The organism is Bacteroides sp. FSHCM14E1, from assembly GCF_019633785.1.
In the GTDB taxonomy this organism is placed as follows: Bacteria; Bacteroidota; Bacteroidia; order Bacteroidales; family Bacteroidaceae; genus Bacteroides; species Bacteroides hominis.
The window spans coordinates 119,820-138,657 of record NZ_JADKYL010000013.1 but is presented as its reverse complement, the minus strand read 5'-3'; the positions used below and the strand labels follow the sequence as shown (position 1 = coordinate 138,657).

Here is an 18,838-nt window from a genome sequence, read left to right as displayed (position 1 = left end):
CTTCTATTCATCAAGTATTTGGGATACAACCTGAATGGAATGGCACAAATATATAACTATAAATATAGACACAAAACTATATTTATAGTATTTCACATTAAAAAGCAAGTATTTAACAATAAATAGATCATTTTATCCACATAATAAGAAAAGGCCACCTTTAAACAAAGGTGACCTCTCCATTTTAATCGAGCATAAAAGGCAATTACCCCATCATTTCTTCGGCAGCTCCTTCAACAAGCAATCTACCGCAGCTTTCAATTGTGCATCTTCTCCCTTCAACGAAGCAGAAGGTTCATTATAAATCAGCACATCCGGTTCGAGTGTCTGATTTTCCAGATAGTTACCCTGCATGTCCATGCAGCCTACCTGCGGAATACCAAATACAAGACTCGGATCAATCTGGCGTTCCCACCATACAGCTGTCATAGTTCCGGCTACAGGAGTACCTACCAGTTTACCGATACCTAATGTCTTATATACATAAGGAGTACCATGCGCATTACTGTAATTGTCTTCACAAACAAGCATACATGAAGGCTTCAGCCACTTATTGAACGGATCGCTACCTATATATTGTCCGCGAGGAACAAAACGCTGATATTCTTTGCCACTAAGGAGAGTCACCACATCGTCGTGCAACCAACCACCACCATTGTGGCGAACGTCTACAACTACGGCTTCTTTGTTACGGTAGCGCCCCAACAGTTCGGAGTACATCTTACGGAAACTCTGACTATCCATGCCCTTGATATGTACATATCCCAAACGACCGCCTGATAACTCTTCTACTTTCTTGCGGTTGCGCTCTACCCATCGTTTATACAGCAATTCGCGCTGCGCACCGTAACTGATCGCCTTCACTGTCTCTTCAAAATGCTTCTTTGTAGCAGGATCGTAAACAGAAAGCAGCACTTTACGCCCTACTTTTCCTTCAAATAACGGGAAATAATCTTCTCCTTTTTTGATTGGAGTACCATCTACTTTTTCAATGATACAACCCGGCTTTACATCTGTTTTCTTCAAAGTGAAAGGACTCTGCTCTATGATTTCCTTTATTTTCAACCCGTCACCGGTATAAGTATCGTCATAAAATACTCCCAATGAAGCTGTAGGTAACGCCCCTCCTACACCAGAGTACCGAGCTCCGGTATGTGAAGCATTCAACTCTCCGAGCATCTCGCTCAGCAGTTCGGCAAAGTCATAATTATTGTTGATATGTGGCAGGAACTTTTCATAAGTCTTCTTATACAAAGGCCAGTCTACTCCCTGCAAATCCTTCACATAGAACTTATCGTCTACCTGCTGCCAAACATGATCAAAAATGTAAGCACGTTCACCACCCGGCTGATAGTCGAAGAAAGATTCAAATGCAATAGGCGTTGTCTTACTACCGGCTATTTCAATTTTCTTCATACCTCCACCGGTACACATAAAGATATTCTCACCTTTCTTATCGGGCAACAGCGAACCACCTCCGACACCTTTCAACAGAATCTTTGTTGAATTCTCTTTCAAATCGTGTTCCCACAAATCATAACCGCTTTCAAACGCTGCCAGATAATAGAGCTTATCACCTTTCGGAGTCAAAACAGCATCACCCATGAAAGAAGAGTTGACAGTCAGACGCACAATACGATCGAATCGATTATCAAGATCGAATTTCAGTGGCTTCACTTCCTCCTTCTTTTCTGCCTCTCCATCTTTCTTACCTTTGGCGTCTTTTTTCTTATCACCTTTTTTATCTTCTTTCTTTTTCTTCTCAGCTTTTTCTTTCTCAGCCTTTTCCGCTTTCTCGGCTTCTTCAAGCAAAGCAAGGTCTTCCTTATTCATGCGGAAACGATCGTAAGCATCTACATCAAAAAACATGATGTAAGCGTCATACTGAGCACCCCAGCTGCCATGACTACGGTATCCGGCACGGTCACTGAACCAGACCATTGCTTTGCCACCCAGAACCCATTTCGCATTTCCGTCTGAGTAACCGCTTTCGGTCAGATTATGCATTTCTCCCTTACCATCGGCGTTCAGCAACACAATATCTTTATTGTTCCAGCCACCGATACCAATAAATTCGGAAAGAATCCATTTACTATCCGGACTCCACTCAAACCACTGGTCACCATCACTGTACGAATACTGATATTGGGCATCCATTACCGTACGTACCTTCTTAGTTTTGAGATTGATGACGCGAATTGCCGTACGGTTTTCAAGGAAAGCAACTTCTTTTCCGTCCGGGCTATACTTCGGATTGAACGAAGCTATATCCGAATTGGTCAGACGTTCTTCTTTTAACTCTGTAGCATACGTGAACTGTTTCTCATCTTTCCGCACGATACTTGAAGTATAGAGCTGCCAGAGTCCTCCACGTTCCGAAGCATACACCAAGCTACGCCCGTCGGGTGCAAAATCGATTCCACGTTCCTGACAAGGAGTGTTCGTTATCTGTTTTGTCGTTTTATATTCTACCGAAGTCACATACACATCTCCTCTCAAAATGAAAGCAACCTCTTTACCATCAGGAGATACAGCCATTTCAGTAGCCCCACTGGTCTTTATCTGGCGAATCAAATCTTTATCATTTCTGTCTGACAGAATTTTCACAGATACTTTCTGCGACTTACCACCGGGAGTCAACGTATAAATCTCACCATCAAAACCATAACAAAGATTACCATTGGAAGCCATACTGAGGAAACGTACCGGATGCTGCGTGTGATGCGTCACCTGCTTGGATGCATTCGATCCCGGAATACGCTGGTAGATATTGAACGAACCATTCTCTTCACTCAAATAGTAGAACGACTTTCCGTCCGGTGCCCATACCGGTTCACGGTCTTCACCGATGAAAGTGGTTTGTTTTTCATAGCGTGGAGTCTGTCCAGGCTGAAGCATCCATATATCACGGGCAATCGGTGACTTCTGGTGCTTACGCCAGTAATCCTCATATCCTTTTTTATCTTGATAAAGAATAGCCCCTTCCTTATTAATGGAGATGCACTCCATCGGCATAGATGAAAACATCACAGGACGTCCTCCCGTAACCGGAATCTGATATATCTGCTGGAATTGTCCATTCGAAGGAAAACCGGCATCTTCGGCAGAAGGCATGATGTCGGCAGTAAATAAGAGCTGTCCCGCATCACTGAAAGCTACCGGAGTTTCACTGCCCGAGAAAGTGGTCAGGCGGCGAGGCTCGCCTCCTTCTTTCGACACAATGAATACATCCAGACTTCCCATACGGTCGGACGCAAATGCAATCTGTTTACTATCGGGACTCCAAATCGGGGTTGTATCAAAAGCCGGATTGGTAGTGATCTGTGTAGCTTTGCCACCGGACACCGGTACTGTGAAAATATCACCTTTATAGGTGAAAGCAATGGTAGTTCCATCGGGAGAGATAGCACAATGACGCATCCACAACGGACCCTCTTGTGCCCAAAGTGCTCCGGCAAACAAAAGAGCCGCAGCACTCATGAAGAGTTTTCTCATAATGTATTATTTAAGTATATTAAAAAGCAAACCTCACAGCCCTTTTGAAAAGAGTTGTGAGGTCCGCATATTCTATTTTCAGATTAAGAATCCGGCATTCAAATTAGAGAGCACCAACTTCTTTCAGAGCTGCGTTAGTTCCATGAACAGCCTTTGCGCTTGCCGCAAATTTTGCTTTTTCGTCAGCAGTCAATTCCAGTTCAACGATTTTCTCGATACCGTTCTTACCCAGGATTACAGGAACACCGATACAAAGATCAGATTCACCGTATTCACCTTCAAGCATTACTGAGCAAGGAATCATCTTCTTCTGGTTGTGGATGATAGATTCTACGACATAAGCTCCTGCCGCACCCGGTGCATACCATGCAGAAGTGCCCAGCAACTTAGTCAGAGTAGCACCACCTACCATAGTAGAAGCAACTACTTCGTTCAGCTTTTCTTCGCTCAGCAGTGTGCTGACCGGCTGTCCTTTGTAAGTGGCCAGACGAGCCAACGGAATCATAGTAGTGTCACCATGACCACCGATCACCATACCTTCTACTTCGTTTGCATTGCAACCCAAAGCCTGAGACAAGAAATATTTAAAACGTGAGCTATCCAAAGCACCGCCCATACCGATAACACGGTTTTTCGGCAATCCGAGTGATTTCAATGCCAGATAAGTCATTGTATCCATCGGGTTAGAGATAACTACGATAATAGCATTCGGAGAGTATTTCAAAAGATTTTCTGCTACTGATTTCACGATACCGGCATTTACCCCGATCAGTTCTTCACGAGTCATGCCCGGTTTACGAGGAATACCAGAAGTGATCACAACCACGTCAGAGTTAGCAGTCTGAGCATAATCATTTGTGCAACCAACGATTGTTGTGTCGAAACCCAACAACTGAGCAGTCTGCATCATATCCATTGCTTTACCTTCTGAAACGCCTTCTTTTACGTCCAGCATTACTACTTCGTCTGCCACTTCATTGAAGGCCAGTACATTTGCACATGTAGCACCTACGTTACCTGCGCCTACTACGGTTACTTTTGACATAATACTTATATTTTAATAAAGTTGATAATTAGTTCGTATCGTTTTCGTGACGGCAAAAGTACAACGATAATCGAAATTAAAGAAATTTTTCCATAATAATTTTAGTTAAAGAAAAGTGAATAGACTGTGTTACTCTGTATTGAAATGATTACTTTTGCAGCGTTTTATCATTCAACCTTATAGAATATGAATAAAAAGAATCTGCTGATCATTGCCGTATCTGTTTTGGTGCTCGCGCTCATCGGTCTTACTTATCTGTTATTCTCCGAAAAACAGACTAACCGTGAACTGGTTCAGGAATTCCAATTGGACAAAGAAGATCTTGAAAATGAGTACACTCGCTTTGCACAGCAATATGACGAACTGAAACTGACTGTATCGAACGACTCTTTGGCAGACTTGCTGGCTCAGGAGCAGGTCAAGACGCAACGCCTGCTTGAAGAACTCCGTACGGTAAAGAGCAGTAACGCCACAGAGATAAGACGCCTGAAAAAAGAATTGGCAACACTGAGAAAAGTAATGATCGGTTACATCAATCAGATTGACTCGCTGAATAAACTGACCGCCCAGCAAAAACAAGTGATAGCAGAAGTAACGCAGAAATACAATGCGGCTTCACGCCAGATCAATAATTTGTCTGAAGAAAAGAAGAACCTTAATCAAAAAGTTACATTAGCTGCTCAGTTGGATGCAACCAATATCTGGATTGAACCTCGCAACAAACGTGGCAAAAAAGCTAAAAAAGTAAAGGATATCGTAAAACTGGCCATCGGTTTTACGATTGTCAAAAATATCACTGCCGAAACCGGAGAACGGACACTCTACATCCGGATAACGAAACCGGATAACGATGTATTGACCAAAAGCCCGTCAAACACTTTCCCTTATGAAAACCGTACGTTAGGCTACTCTATCAAAAAGTACATCGAATACAATGGGGAAGAACAAACTATTAACGTATTCTGGGATGTGGAAGAGTTTCTGTATGCCGGCGACTATCGGGTAGACATCTTTGCTGACGGAACGATGATTGGATCGCAGAAGTTCACATTGGACTAAAACTTTAAAACCATATACTTTAAAAGAGGATGCGCCAGAATGGTTACTAAGTAACCGGCTTCTGGCACATCCTCTTTTTTATTACTTCAATTCTATCTTATTGAATGTTTTCCATTTCAATAACTCATGATAGTGGTGATACGATTATTTTGTTCCCTTCCACTATGAATCTCGCAATTTGCAAATCATTCAAAACATTTAATATTTCCCCGACAGGAAGATGACGACTGGCAGAAAAATAAATCCGTTCCTCCAGCAAAGAATGGGAACAGAAAACAATATTTGTGTTATACCATGCCCCAATTTCCTGCATAACATATCTCAGAGTGACATTATCAAAGATAAATAGACCTTCTGTCCAACTCTTTTGCATACAGATATCAGCCTGAGAAATACAGATATCACCTACTCTATCCAGATAAACCTGTTCACCCGGCTTTATCTTACAGACTTGTGTGCTGGCTTTATCGCTGACTTGCACCGAACCTTCATACAGGACAACTTTAGAAGTAGTACCACATCCATAAGAATCAACATCAAATACCGTACCCAATACACGCGTCTGTAAACTCCCGGTCTCTACAATAAAGGGATGTAGAGCATCTCTTTGAACATTAAATCTCGCAGCACCTTCCAACATTACCTGCCGAAGATCACCGGTAAACACTTTCGGGTATTCCAGGCGGCTATTGGCGTTCAACAGCACTTCAGTACTGTCGGGCAAATAAATGGTAACAGTGGTAGCGGGTGGTGTTCTGACTGCAATGATCCCTTTAGCCTCTGTCATCACCAATTTATCAGGCGAATTTACAGAAGCAAACACTTCGACTTCTTGTGATAAAAAGTTTTCCCGGGACAAACCCAAAAACAAAAGTAATGCCACGGAAGCAACTGCTGCAAAGCCGAATAACAAAGTTCGGACTCTCTTCTGCCGTCGGCGAGAGGCAAATGCCTGCCAAGCGATTTCTGTCTCTTCGACAGAAGGCAGGTCACCAAGAGCCTCACCGAAAATATTTTCGAGCCTACGGGGGGCTACATCGTTTTTATTATCCTCTCTCTGTTCCATTTGTTTCCTCCTTTCCGTTCATTTCATTACGTAAAATCCGTAAAGCTTTCGATATATGTTTCTTCACCGTATCCGGACTTATTTCCAACCGTTCTGCCACTTGCCTATAGGTCAGTTTCTCCCAATAACAAAGTCTCAAAATGGTACGCGTCGGTTCGGGCAGGCCGTAAGCAATAGTTTCCGCTTGCCGTAACTGTGCCTCATGCTGTCGATATCCGGTATTCACATCCATCCGCGTAACCTCACGTAAAGCATCCAAATGCTGTTGTTCCACGCGCAGGTGCTTTAACCGATTCAGGCACGTATTACGTGTAGCTGTATAGAAATAAGCATTCTGCGTTTCTGCTTCCAGTCTATCAAAACATTTCCAAGCCTCTTCCATCACTTCGCCAACAATGTCCTTCGCTTCTTCCCGATCGCCCATTAACTGAATGGCATAACGCACCAGACGGGGATATATCTCCACAAACAATTGCCTGAAGCGTTCTTCCCGTGAAACATGTCCACGAAACCGGAATATCGTTAATTTTGCCATAAGCCGACAAAATTAGTGATAATTCTTTTATCAGGCAGATTAAAGGCGCTGCTTTTCACTCTGTCCCGCACCGGTACCTTTATACTTACTCTTAGTTGCATTAAATTTATAAGATATCTGAATACCCAAACGTTGATTATCATTATATGAACGGGTCAGTATATGACTTCTGACTCCATATCCATCCATATAATGATAACGGGTATGAAAAATATCATCGGCTGTAAGTGTTATCATCAGAGCATCTTCCAGAAATGATTTCGACAGACGGGCATTTACCGTACCCTCTCTGTGTCTCAAAGAATAACTTTGTTTGGCTGCTGTCGAAATATTCCCGTTCACATTCAAAAACCAACCATCAGGAAAAGTAAAACTATTGTCAAGCTCAAAATAAAACTGAGGTTCGTTCCAATGCTGGGTTATCCCCAAAGAACGAACATCGGCATCATAAAAATACATGCCTCCATTCAATTGCGGTTGCCAACACCCGATTTTAGGAGAAACATTAAAATTCATTCCATAAGTATCTGTAGTAGGTATGGAGGCCATGGTAAACAACAACACCCCCGGATGGGTTTCATCATTATAAGGTTTGAGGAACCTCGTATATAAATCCAATGTCCTATCAAAAAAGAGATTTACAAACGCCCATCTCGATCCGGCATCCAATATAAAGACATGGTGTTTTTGTGGAACCAGTAAGGGATCTCCGCTACGATACATATATTTACTTGAATATGTAATTGAGCTTGAAAGCATGTGATAGTCGGGATTATTCCTTATTAAGCGATAAGAAAGGGATGCATGCCAGCCTTTATCCTCATATCCTACTAAAGCGACAGGGACTATATCATTATACACCGGACTTTGTTCATCTTGATGAACCCCATATTCATAATAATCCGTTTTTTGATGTTCATAACGCAGCCCCACATCAAAATTGAATTTATCCAAGTGCAGCGAGTAATCGGCAAACACAGAATAAATAGACTGTTTGATATGATCATCGGCGTTGTCAGAAAAACCACTTTGAACAAATATGTCGTGTCTGTTCGTAAACGTTTCCTCCGTACCCAACGACAATGTCCCTTTTCCGAAAGAGCGTTTTACAACCATACGCATAGCATACAAATAGTTTCGGACTTCATTTTCTGATTGGGCAGCTTTATCATCGTTGTTGAGAACTTCATTTGTGGAATTATTCTTTCCCAATAAATAATCAGCATTGAAATCCACATTCCATTGACCGAACGCTCCATTATAGTATCCATTCACCGAATGAGTCCAGGTAGGATAAGTATGTGCATACTGCGAAGAAGATATTTCTTCTGTCTTTTCACCATCCTTATACACAAAATTGTTGCCAAGGTTAGTCTGATTCACAGAACCTACATTCGTACCCGGCATATAACGAGCACCCAAAGAATTCTTGTCATCTAACTCATAGTTGAAACCTACCTCACCGGAGAAATAAACGGCTTTACGAAAACTGGTAGTTCCTCCTCGGACCTCCCATCGGGAAGAAGCGTCAGTTTCCTGATTTAAAATTGATTCCTGGTAATAATTTCCATGTTTCAAGTCACCTTTCACAAATAGATCCAATCCACCCGTACGGTAATTCAAATATAGATTCTCACTGGCATTATAGTCATGTCCCTGAGAAAAAACACCTCGAAAGCCGCCGCTTATCCCTTGTCCTCGCTGACGGATCGTACGGATACGAATGACTGAAGATACATCCGAACCATATTCCACTCCTGGTGTAGTAATCACTTCCGCCGATAAAATATCGTCAGCACGCAAACGTTCCAATTCTCCCTGATCACGTACCTTACGGCCATTGATATAGATAACAGGAACTCCATGTCCCAGAACCATGTATTCCCCCACCCCTCCCGTTACAAAAGGGAGATGGGATATCATTTCCGCAGCAGAGCCCATTTTAGCTAAAGGAGTACCAACGACATTAGCCAATAAACCATTATCTTTATGTACTATTAAAGGATGATCGACACTAATAACCACTTCTTTCATTAATTGGGCATCGGAAAACAAACATACTTTATTCATTGCACCGCAAGGTTGGACTTTGGTCTGATAACCTATATAAGACGTTTTCAAAAGATAATCTTTCCCTTCTTCACCCGGTATCCGGAACGAACCATCCTGATTCGTAACCACTCCGCTCACAAATGTGGAATCAATTCTATTCAGCAGTAGCACATTGGCGCAAACCAAGGGGTTATGTTCCTCGTCATAAACCGTACCTTGAATAATTACCAGACGTTTGTCTATCCCCGCTTTCTGAATAACAAAATAGTTTTCTCGTTCTTTATAAATGAACGGGGTATTTTTCAGAACGATGGAAAGTGCTTCCGATTCGTTTTTTTGATGAATAGAGGCAGTAACATGGTAAGTCTCAGTCTCGTTATAGGAAAAAATAATATGCTTCTCCCCTGCTTTCTCAATCAATTTCAAAACAGCAGGCAGTGGCTTGTCTCTAAGCTCCAACGTGATTTGACCGGCATTCTGAGCCGAAAAAGGATATGCGCACAATAATAATATCACAGCCATCCAGCCTCTTCTGTCGTGTATTCCCCAATTCATTGTTTTTCTATTTTTTAATTAGTTGTTTATTATACTACAACCAAAGTATGCAATCGGGTACGCAATATTACGAAAAAAATAAAGTAGCGACAATCATACATAAATTAGAATATTCCAAGATGTTTCATAGCCTTGACAATATTCCTCAAACCGGTTTGTTTCGGAGAATGTTCAGGTATCAGTTTCATTGACAGTACATGCATTCCTGCCATCCATAACAGGAGACAATATTCCATGAAAGTATGCAAAGACATAGCAAAAAAAGGTAAGAGTACAATGGGTGCTATATCGGCTTTAAACTTCATTTATTGTGTATGAAAGAGGAGAGATTGTCAACGTTGTGCTGACCGGGGCCAATGTTGACGATCGAAACAAAAATGTAATTGATACGCTGACAAACAAGATGTTTGGAAAGCTTTATACCGACAAGGGGTCTCTCTCAATCACTTTTTGGGAAACTTTTTAATGATGGCATTCATATCGTCACCGGTCTTCGTTCAAACATGAAGCAACGCTTGATTTCGATTTATAACAAACTAATGTTACGTAAACGGAGTATTATCGAATCACCCAACGATGCATTGAAAAATAAAAACAATTTATACACATTCACCACCGTAGCGTACATAATTTTCCGATGAACTTGCTTTCTACAATGGAGGCATATTGTTTTTTCAATGTCAAGCCGGAGGTTAACTTCGACTTTGACATAGCCCCATCAGACGGACAGCTTACCATTTGGAATTAAGTCAGTAGAACAATAAAGATTCGGGCGACCATACTTTGGCCGCCCGAATCTTTATTGTCTTGTGATTTTGAGGATTAAAAGGAAATCTTAACCCGAACTCGCGTTCAATAGGGAGTTTACGTAAAAAAACTGTCTTTATAATAAATCAATATTAAACCTGCTTCATATATATTGAAAGAATGATAAAATATTAACTTCTTTTTCATGTTTCGAGTTGAGTACGGTTTTAGTATGAATTGTATTATATGTAACATGAACTATTAGTTTTTGATAGATTCTAATTAAAAACAGACGAGTGATTGTGATTAAGAAAAATATTATAAACAGAAAAACAGACATGAAAAAAGTGAAAATCAATTTATTTTTATTTCTTTTTTTCTCTATCATCTTAGAAGCATGCTCCGACGATTATGCAACTTACAACAATGAACCCACTAAAAATGTAACAACAAGAAACGTCAAAAGCAAAGAACAATATATGGAGCGATTTGCTGAAATATTATCAAAAGCCGTTTTCGAGGAACAAAGTGTCAGGCACTTTTTAAAAGAGGAAGCTTTAAAGAAAATAGATAACGGATATAATATTTTTTATCCCATTGCCAGAGATGGGCAAATAAACAATTGTTCTTTCCGAGATATATTAATAAAGTACGCCAAAGATAAAGAGGAAATAGAGAACATCGAGACAAATGTACCTTTACTAAATATCCACATACCAGAATACGGGAATCTTTTAATAAAAGACATGGATGATGGAGACTTTGAAGTACCGGTTCTATTAGATAGGACATTATACTATAATGGAGTCATAGTAGATACAATTGCTGCTAATGAAATACCTGGATTTAATTTGTTTGTAGTTTGTGAAAGTGCCAGTATAAGAAAAAAACATATACAAACTCGAAATCTTTCAGCTTACCCTTTAAATGAAAATTATGAATTTGTTGATCAGTCTTTTGATCCTACATACTCCGAGAGGACTGCAGGAGTAACACGTGCTTCGGCATATGAAGAGCTTAGTGAAAAATATAAAGATGAAGGCTATGTCCCAATAAAAGATATAGATCCATTGTTGGTGGCAGCCTATAATAAATCCTCCCAAAAGCCCAGGGCGACGAGATCACTTATGTACTATGGCTTAAATAGTATAAGCGAAACTCCCAAAGAAATTCGTCCAGATATCAAAGATTGTATTTTTAGATTTAAGATTGCAGCAGATGCGTTTTCTCGCTTGGAGGATATAGCAACAGGGCAAAACAAGCCATTATTCTATGATAAAGTACAGCAGAAAAAAGGCTCTTTAAGCAGAGAAGAAGTTTTAGGACGTATCTTAACGGGAAGAGCTTTCTGTTTTCTTTTCAGGATCGAAGGAAGTGTAAACGGAAACAACGTAATATCTGAAGGAATGAAGATTTATGTTACCCCTGAAAAATTATTCAATCTTAAAATCAATGAACATAGAAGACATAAAACGATGTTTAGACGTACAAAGTATACCTATACAATTGATAGAAATGGTATTAAGTCCAAATGGTTCTATCCTTTAGATTACGGACACGATACAAGATTGAATGAATGGAACATAGCTAAAGATCCCATTAACAAAAAGGTTGTAGTATATCTTATTAACCCGGATGAAGGAACAACCGCAAAAATCACAGAAACATATTCTTTAACTTATATATCCAATAAAGGAATAGATGGAAGCATTTCTGCTCCAATCATTAAAGGAATCACCCTAGGAATAAATGGAAAATTAGATAATACAACGACAACTCAAAAGACAGTAACAACAGAATATTCTATCACCTAAAGTAATGAACGTATTGACGAGTTCTACTTTGATTTTTTTAATGACTATCCCATTGAATCTGTTTTATCCAATAACGAGTACGTAATTCCTATTAGAAAAGGTAAAGGAATAATAGAAACAAGTATTTTACCAATATCAAATAGTTTCTTTACATTTAAACGATTTAAAAGATGAAAAAACAAGTAACTTTCTTTATCTGCACAATTATTTTGTTGGCTTTGTCGTCTTGTCATAAGGAAGCAGATTATTCTTTAAATAATTCAATCTGGATACATCAATTTCAAGCTGAAGAACGGGTAGAAGGTGGTGTAAAAGCAGTAGGACTTTTCTTCGGAGCAAAAACAATTGAAAAGTATAGCCTTGATAAAGACTACAAAGCATTAAAACTTTTGAACACATTTAACTATGTAAAGGAAGGTAATGAAATTATAATCAATGGTGCATTCAGACAAACAGTGGGAGATAATTATCTTACTTTTGGTGATGGAATGTACTATCGTTCAGAAAAAAGCAAGGGCTCTTTTTTCCAAAAGTAATAAAGAAGGAGGGAGCAATTAAGAATAGGTATTGAAGGAGCAGAGAATAAATAATTCCTCTGCTCCTTTTAATTAAATATTCGTACTACTGCCACTTTTGATCCGAACCATATCAGTAAATCGGGTAAATACCCCCTATTGGGTTGCTCCCGGTCCAGTTATGCGAAGATGCTCAAAACGCAATCTGGAAATCTCCAGATATAAGAATAAAAAGGTTATTGTCTACTATTGCCACGAAACTTTCCTTTCTGCTTCTCTGTTCGTGTTATTGAAAAACAGAAACCTTAAATAAGGTTTTTGAACCAGTAAGCTAAATACCAATTCGCAATAGTTGTTTATTATACTACAGCCAAAGTATGCAATCGGATACACAATATCACGAAAAAAATGATTCGGGAAGACAGGATCAATCCATAGTTGATAAATAAGCAAGTATACAGGCTTTCAGCCTGCTAAGTCTTATTGGATAGAAAAAGACACGATGATACTTAAACAGATGAAAGACAAGACATTCAAAGCACTAAACTCTTGCTGGGAAAAGACTTGCTTTAACACAGTGTTAAAGCTTGCTCTTTAGATTCAAATAACAAGTCATTTAAATGCAAAAGGCTTGTTATTTGCATTTGGAAAAGAAGAAGCCCCAGAATGCGATTAACAATGTTAATTGAAAAAGCGAGAATACATCGCCCGGTATTCAAACATCAGGCCTAAATAACAAAAAAAATTAAATCGTTTTGCTTTTTAAGATTAACCCTTTATATTTGCATCGTTGTTTATGCAATTATTGTTTCTTGTCCTAACAAGGATAACAAGAACAAAACCGGATAAACAAACAACCCGCAAGCATTGTTCTTTAAAATGAAGTATTACCTTTATAATGTATAAGATGCGATGAAAAAAATCCTGTTTCTGTTTTTTCTCCTGACAACTACTTTCTCTCTGAAATCACAGGGAATCCTATCCTTAGATAGTTGCCGTGCATTGGCCATTGCCAACAACAAAGAGTTGTTGATAAGCGGAGAGAAAATAAATGCTGCACACTATCAAAACAAAGCAGCTTTTACGAACTACTTACCCAACTTCTCTGCTACAGGGGCCTATATGCGTAACCAAAAAGAATTCTCGCTGCTCAACAGTGATCAGAAAGCTGCCCTATCGGGCTTAGGAAACAGCATAAGCGGACCACTGCAGCAGGCTGCACAAGTCATCGGACAGCTCCATCCTGAACTGGCCCCGGCTTTGTCGCAACTGGGAGGGGCTATCGTACCGGCCTTGAACGAAGCCGGAAGTTCTATTGTAGACGCATTCCGTACCGATACCCGCAATGTATATGCAGGAGTCATCACCCTGACACAGCCATTATACATGGGCGGCAAAATCCGGGCATACAACAAAATCACTAAATACGCTGAAGAGTTGGCTCGCCAACAGCACAATTCGGGTATGCAAGAGGTGATTCTCAGCACGGATCAGGCCTATTGGCAGGTTATCTCGTTGGTCAACAAGAAAAAACTCGCGGAAAGCTACCTGAAGCTATTACAGAAACTGGACAGTGATGTAGAAAAGATGATTGCCGAAGGGGTAGCCACTAAAGCGGACGGACTCTCGGTTCGGGTGAAGGTAAACGAAGCCGAAATGACACTGACAAAGGTTGAAGACGGACTCAGCCTTTCGCGGATGCTACTGTGCCAACTGTGCGGCATCGACCTGAGTACCCCCGTCGTATTGGCCGACGAAGACATCGACGACATTCCGTTAATGCCTGTTACTACCGACTTTGAGGTTGAAACAGCCTATGCCAACCGGCCTGAAATACGGAGCCTGGAACTGGCAACCAAAATTTATCAACAAAAAATAAACGTAACCCGCTCCGAGCATCTTCCGTCTTTAGCACTGATGGGAAACTATATGGTTACTAACCCTTCCGTATTCAACAGCTTTGAAAATAAATTCAAAGGAATGTGGAATGTAGGCATCATGCTTCAATTACCCATCTGGCACTGGGGAGAGGGCCTCTATAAAGTAAAGGCAGCCAAAGCAGAAGCACGCATCGCCCAGTATCAACTGGAAGATGCCAAAGAAAAAATAGAGTTGCAGGTCAACCAATCGGCCTTCAAAGTGAACGAGGCAGCAAAGAAACTGACCATGGCGAAAAAGAACCTTGAGAAAGCTGACGAAAACCTGCGCTACGCCACCCTTGGATTCGAAGAAGGAGTAATTGCTCCAAGCAACGTACTTGAAGCCCATACTGCCTGGTTGTCGGCCCAATCGGAAAAGATCGATGCACAGATTGATGTGAAGTTAACAGAGATCTACCTGCAGAAGTCATTGGGAACACTGAAATAAAATGAATAAGTAAATTTAGAGAAAGCCAATCTCAATCGTAAATCGTAAAATCGTAAATAAGATGACATCACAAAAATCACAGAACAGCAATATGCTGCTTGCATTCCTCACTCTGCTGGGAGTTATTGTACTGGTTGCAGTTGTCGGTTTCTTCATGCTCCGCAAAGGTCCGGAAATTATTCAGGGACAGGCCGAGGTGACCGAATACCGCGTTTCGAGCAAAGTTCCCGGACGCATTCTGGAATTCCGTGTGAAAGAGGGACAAACAGTACAAGCGGGAGACACTCTCGCCATACTGGAAGCTCCGGACGTAATGGCAAAAATGGAACAGGCACGTGCAGCTGAAGCCGCTGCTCAGGCACAAAACGAAAAAGCAATCAAAGGGGCACGTCAGGAACAGATCCAGGCAGCTTATGAAATGTGGCAAAAGGCGATAGCCGGTGTCGATATAGCAGAGAAATCATACAAGCGTGTTAAAAATCTGTTCGACCAGGGAGTCATGCCTGCGCAAAAGCTGGACGAAGTCACTGCGCAACGTAATGCAGCCATCGCTACAGAAAAAGCAGCAAAGGCCCAATATACCATGGCTAAGAACGGTGCCGAACGTGAGGACAAAATGGCTGCCGCCGCTTTGGTAGACCGTGCCAAAGGAGCTGTTGCCGAAGTGGAATCGTACATCAAAGAGACTTATTTGATTGCTCAGACAGCCGGAGAGGTTTCTGAGATATTTCCCAAAGTGGGCGAGTTGGTAGGCACAGGTGCACCGATTATGAACATTGCAGTGATGGATGACATGTGGGTGACATTCAATGTGCGCGAGGATTTATTGAAGAACCTGACAATGGGATCTGAATTTGACGCTATCGTGCCCGCACTGGACAACAAAACGATTCGCCTGAAAGTATACTACATGAAGGATCTGGGTACTTACGCTGCCTGGAAAGCAACTAAAACTACAGGACAGTTCGATCTGAAAACTTTCGAAGTAAAAGCTACTCCGGTTGAAAAAGTAGACAATCTGCGTCCGGGAATGTCAGTCATCCTTAAAAAATGAAAGAAAGAGAAAAGAAATATATAGCCCTCTGGCTGGTCATGAAGCGCGAATGTCGCCGTCTTGTGTCCCGTCCGCTCTATCTCTTCTGCATGGTGATAGCCCCGTTATTCTGCTATATTTTCTTCACCACGCTGATGGACTCGGGACTGCCCACCGACATGCCTGTCGGCGCTGTCGATCTGGACAACTCAACCAGTTCGAGAAATATCCTCCGCAATTTGGATGCCTTCGGGCAAACGGCTATCGTGGCCCGTTATGGAAGTGTGAATGAAGCCCGCACTGCAATGCAGGAAGGCAAAATTTATGGGTTCTTCTATATTCCCAAAGGGTTGTCGGCCGATGCTCAAAGCCAACGACAACCCAAAATATCTTTCTATACCAACAACTCGTACCTGATTGCCGGCTCACTGCTTTTCAAAGACATGAAGATGATGTCCGAGCTTGCATCAGGGGCAGTCAGCCGTTCGGTACTGTACGCTAAAGGTGCAACAGAGGACCAAGCCATGGGATACCTCCAACCAATAGTCATCGATACACACCCGATACAGAATCCATGGTTGAACTACTCGGTCTACTTGTGCAACACCCTTGTACCGGGAGTACTTATGCTGATGATATTCATGGTAACGGTATTCTCCATCGGCGTGGAAATCAAAGACCGTACCGCACGTGAGTGGTTGCGTCTGAGCAATAACTCCATTTATATCGCATTGGCAGGTAAACTTCTTCCACAAACGGTAGTGTTCTTCATCATGGGTATATTTTATAATGTATACCTGTACGGATTCCTGCATTTCCCATGCAACAGTGGCATCCTCCCTATGCTGCTGGCCACTTTGTGCCTTGTACTGGCTTCACAATGTTGTGGCATCGTGATGATAGGCACTTTGCCTACACTCCGCCTCGGATTGAGTTTTGCATCATTATGGGGAGTCATCTCTTTCTCCATATCGGGGTTCTCTTTCCCGGTAATGGCTATGAATCCGGTATTGCAGGCATTGAGCAACCTGTTCCCACTACGGCATTACTTTCTCATTTACGTAGACCAGGCACTCAACGGATACAGTATGGCTTATTCCTGGTCCAATTATATGGCGTTATTGATTTTTATGTTACTTCCTTTCTTCGTGGTTCACCGGTTGAAGGAAGCTTTGATATACTATAAATACATGCCCTAATGAAAGATATAAAATTAAAAGATAAAATAGCACAAGGAGTCAACGACCTGTTTTATATCTGGAAACGGGAGTTTGGAACCACCTTCCGTGACCAGGGAGTATTGATTTTCTTCGTACTCGTGCCATTGGTATATCCGTTGATTTATAGCTTCATCTATACCAACGAAGTGGTGCGCGAAGTGCCCGCAGTGGTAGTAGACGATTCACGCTCTTCACTCAGCCGCGAATATCTGCGCAAAGTGGACGCCACTCCCGATATAGAAATCGTAGCGTATTGTGCAGATATGGAAGAAGCCAAACAAATGCTGAAAGACCGTCTGGCTTATGGCATCATTTATATTCCCAAAGAATTTAGTGATAACATAGCGCAAGGTAAACAGACTCAGGTAAGTATTTATTGTGATATGAGCGGACTGCTATATTACAAAAGTATGCTTCTGGCTAACACAGCCGTATCTTTAGACATGAACGAAGATATCAAAATAACCCGTTCGGGCAATACCACCGACCGCCAGGATGAGATCACAGCCTACCCCATCGAATATGAAGACGTGGCAATGTTCAATCCGACTAACGGTTTTGCCGCTTTCCTGATACCGGCAGTACTGATCCTGATTATTCAGCAGACTTTACTGTTGGGTATCGGACTTTCTGCCGGCACCGCCCGCGAAAACAACCGCTTCAAAGATCTGGTGCCCATCAACCGGCATTACAACGGCACGCTGCGTATTGTAATGGGTAAAGGACTAAGCTATTTCATGGTCTATTCGCTCGTATCTGTTTACGTACTTTGTGCGGTTCCCCGCATGTTCAGCCTCAACCAGATCGGACAACCGGGTACATTAGCGTTATTTATCCTTCCCTATCTGATGGCTTGCATCTTCTTTGCCATGACTGCGTCCATTGCCATCCGTAACCGGGAAACGTGCATGCTGATATTCGTCTTCACGTCTGTTCCGTTACTGTTTATTTCGGGAATCTCCTGGCCGGGAGCAGCCATACCGCCGTTCTGGAAATATTTCTCTTATATATTCCCGTCTACTTTCGGCATTAACGGATTTGTGCGGATCAATAACATGGGGGCGACACTGAGTGAGATCCCATTTGAATATAAAGCGTTATGGATACAAACGGGATTCTACTTCCTGACTACCTGCTGGGTATATCGCTGGCAGATCATCAAGAGCCGTAAGCATGTCATTGATAAATACAAAGAAATGAAAGGCAAAGGAAAACCTATTCTTTCATAATCACATACACATATTTATTCCGGATTTATCCGGAAATACCTGCTATTGCAATTCAACCCGAAAATATATCGGACAGCTATTGTCTGAAACAAAGATAATTAGTACA

Annotated in this window: 13 protein-coding genes and 1 pseudogene; 9 read left to right on the top strand and 5 right to left on the bottom strand. The window is 41.5% G+C overall.

Annotation, left to right across the window (positions count from 1 at the left end):
- Positions 1–213 precede the first annotated feature (213 nt).
- Both ISX59_RS17770 and mdh read right to left on the bottom strand, forming a co-directional pair.
- Positions 214–3,495, bottom strand: coding sequence for a S41 family peptidase (locus ISX59_RS17770; RefSeq protein WP_220576118.1), 3,282 nt, complete (start codon positions 3,493–3,495; stop codon positions 214–216).
- Between the two features lie 103 nt (positions 3,496–3,598).
- Positions 3,599–4,540 (bottom strand): malate dehydrogenase, encoded by a 942-nt coding sequence (gene mdh / locus ISX59_RS17765; protein ID WP_005782497.1) that lies wholly within the window; start codon positions 4,538–4,540, stop codon positions 3,599–3,601.
- Positions 4,541–4,726: 186 nt separating this feature from the next.
- Between mdh and ISX59_RS17760 the strand changes: the two genes are divergently transcribed.
- Positions 4,727–5,599: a hypothetical protein gene (locus ISX59_RS17760; RefSeq protein WP_005782494.1), complete on the top strand. Its 873-nt coding sequence runs from the start codon at positions 4,727–4,729 to the stop codon at positions 5,597–5,599.
- A gap of 124 nt (positions 5,600–5,723) precedes the next feature.
- On the opposite strand, the gene ISX59_RS17755 is transcribed toward ISX59_RS17760, so the two are convergent.
- Genes ISX59_RS17755 through ISX59_RS17745 form a run of 3 tightly spaced genes read right to left on the bottom strand, consistent with a single transcriptional unit; the run spans position 5,724 to position 9,807 of the window.
- Positions 5,724–6,665 carry a FecR family protein gene (locus ISX59_RS17755; RefSeq protein ID WP_220576117.1) on the bottom strand — a complete coding sequence of 314 codons (942 nt, stop codon included), beginning with the start codon at positions 6,663–6,665 and terminating at the stop codon, positions 5,724–5,726.
- Positions 6,646–7,200: an RNA polymerase sigma-70 factor gene (locus ISX59_RS17750; RefSeq protein WP_220576116.1), complete on the bottom strand. Its 555-nt coding sequence runs from the start codon at positions 7,198–7,200 to the stop codon at positions 6,646–6,648. The genes ISX59_RS17755 and ISX59_RS17750 overlap by 20 nt, the downstream gene beginning before the upstream one ends.
- Positions 7,201–7,239: 39 nt before the next feature.
- Positions 7,240–9,807: an outer membrane beta-barrel protein gene (locus tag ISX59_RS17745; RefSeq protein ID WP_220576115.1), complete on the bottom strand. Its 2,568-nt coding sequence runs from the start codon at positions 9,805–9,807 to the stop codon at positions 7,240–7,242.
- Between the two features lie 132 nt (positions 9,808–9,939).
- Between ISX59_RS17745 and ISX59_RS21465 the strand changes: the two genes are divergently transcribed.
- The 8 genes and pseudogenes from ISX59_RS21465 (at position 9,940) to ISX59_RS17700 (ending at position 18,732) form a co-directional block, all read left to right on the top strand.
- Positions 9,940–10,125, top strand: a complete 186-nt coding sequence (locus ISX59_RS21465; protein WP_186993680.1) for a transposase — start codon at positions 9,940–9,942, stop codon at positions 10,123–10,125.
- Positions 10,118–10,448, top strand: a pseudogene (locus tag ISX59_RS21460) (transposase). Before ISX59_RS21465 ends, ISX59_RS21460 begins: the two are co-directional and overlap by 8 nt.
- A 444-nt stretch (positions 10,449–10,892) precedes the next feature.
- A complete protein-coding gene (locus ISX59_RS17725; RefSeq protein ID WP_255580240.1) occupies positions 10,893–12,368 on the top strand; it encodes a hypothetical protein in 1,476 nt (491 codons plus the stop codon).
- A gap of 170 nt (positions 12,369–12,538) precedes the next feature.
- Positions 12,539–12,904, top strand: coding sequence for a hypothetical protein (locus ISX59_RS17720; RefSeq protein ID WP_005811130.1), 366 nt, complete (start codon positions 12,539–12,541; stop codon positions 12,902–12,904).
- Between the two features lie 891 nt (positions 12,905–13,795).
- Positions 13,796–15,250, top strand: coding sequence for a TolC family protein (locus ISX59_RS17715; RefSeq protein WP_005811132.1), 1,455 nt, complete (start codon positions 13,796–13,798; stop codon positions 15,248–15,250).
- 61 nt (positions 15,251–15,311) lie between these two features.
- Entirely contained in the window at positions 15,312–16,304 is a 993-nt protein-coding gene (locus ISX59_RS17710) for an HlyD family secretion protein (RefSeq protein ID WP_005782476.1), read from the top strand.
- Positions 16,301–17,482: an ABC transporter permease gene (locus tag ISX59_RS17705; protein ID WP_005782473.1), complete on the top strand. Its 1,182-nt coding sequence runs from the start codon at positions 16,301–16,303 to the stop codon at positions 17,480–17,482. The genes ISX59_RS17710 and ISX59_RS17705 overlap by 4 nt, the downstream gene beginning before the upstream one ends.
- A complete protein-coding gene (locus ISX59_RS17700) occupies positions 17,482–18,732 on the top strand; it encodes an ABC transporter permease (protein ID WP_005782471.1) in 1,251 nt (416 codons plus the stop codon). The genes ISX59_RS17705 and ISX59_RS17700 overlap by 1 nt, the downstream gene beginning before the upstream one ends.
- Positions 18,733–18,838 lie beyond the last annotated feature (106 nt).

Coding starts and splice junctions, on each gene's coding strand:
- ISX59_RS17720 (WP_005811130.1), top strand. CDS start 12,539: ATGAAAAAACAAGTAACTTTCTTTATCTGCACAATTATTTTGTTGGCT.
- ISX59_RS17710 (WP_005782476.1), top strand. CDS start 15,312: ATGACATCACAAAAATCACAGAACAGCAATATGCTGCTTGCATTCCTC.
- mdh (WP_005782497.1), bottom strand. CDS start 4,540: ATGTCAAAAGTAACCGTAGTAGGCGCAGGTAACGTAGGTGCTACATGT.
- ISX59_RS17750 (WP_220576116.1), bottom strand. CDS start 7,200: ATGGCAAAATTAACGATATTCCGGTTTCGTGGACATGTTTCACGGGAA.
- ISX59_RS17700 (WP_005782471.1), top strand. CDS start 17,482: ATGAAAGATATAAAATTAAAAGATAAAATAGCACAAGGAGTCAACGAC.
- ISX59_RS17755 (WP_220576117.1), bottom strand. CDS start 6,665: ATGGAACAGAGAGAGGATAATAAAAACGATGTAGCCCCCCGTAGGCTC.
- ISX59_RS17760 (WP_005782494.1), top strand. CDS start 4,727: ATGAATAAAAAGAATCTGCTGATCATTGCCGTATCTGTTTTGGTGCTC.
- ISX59_RS17725 (WP_255580240.1), top strand. CDS start 10,893: ATGAAAAAAGTGAAAATCAATTTATTTTTATTTCTTTTTTTCTCTATC.
- ISX59_RS17745 (WP_220576115.1), bottom strand. CDS start 9,807: ATGAATTGGGGAATACACGACAGAAGAGGCTGGATGGCTGTGATATTA.
- ISX59_RS17770 (WP_220576118.1), bottom strand. CDS start 3,495: ATGAGAAAACTCTTCATGAGTGCTGCGGCTCTTTTGTTTGCCGGAGCA.
- ISX59_RS17705 (WP_005782473.1), top strand. CDS start 16,301: ATGAAAGAAAGAGAAAAGAAATATATAGCCCTCTGGCTGGTCATGAAG.
- ISX59_RS17715 (WP_005811132.1), top strand. CDS start 13,796: ATGAAAAAAATCCTGTTTCTGTTTTTTCTCCTGACAACTACTTTCTCT.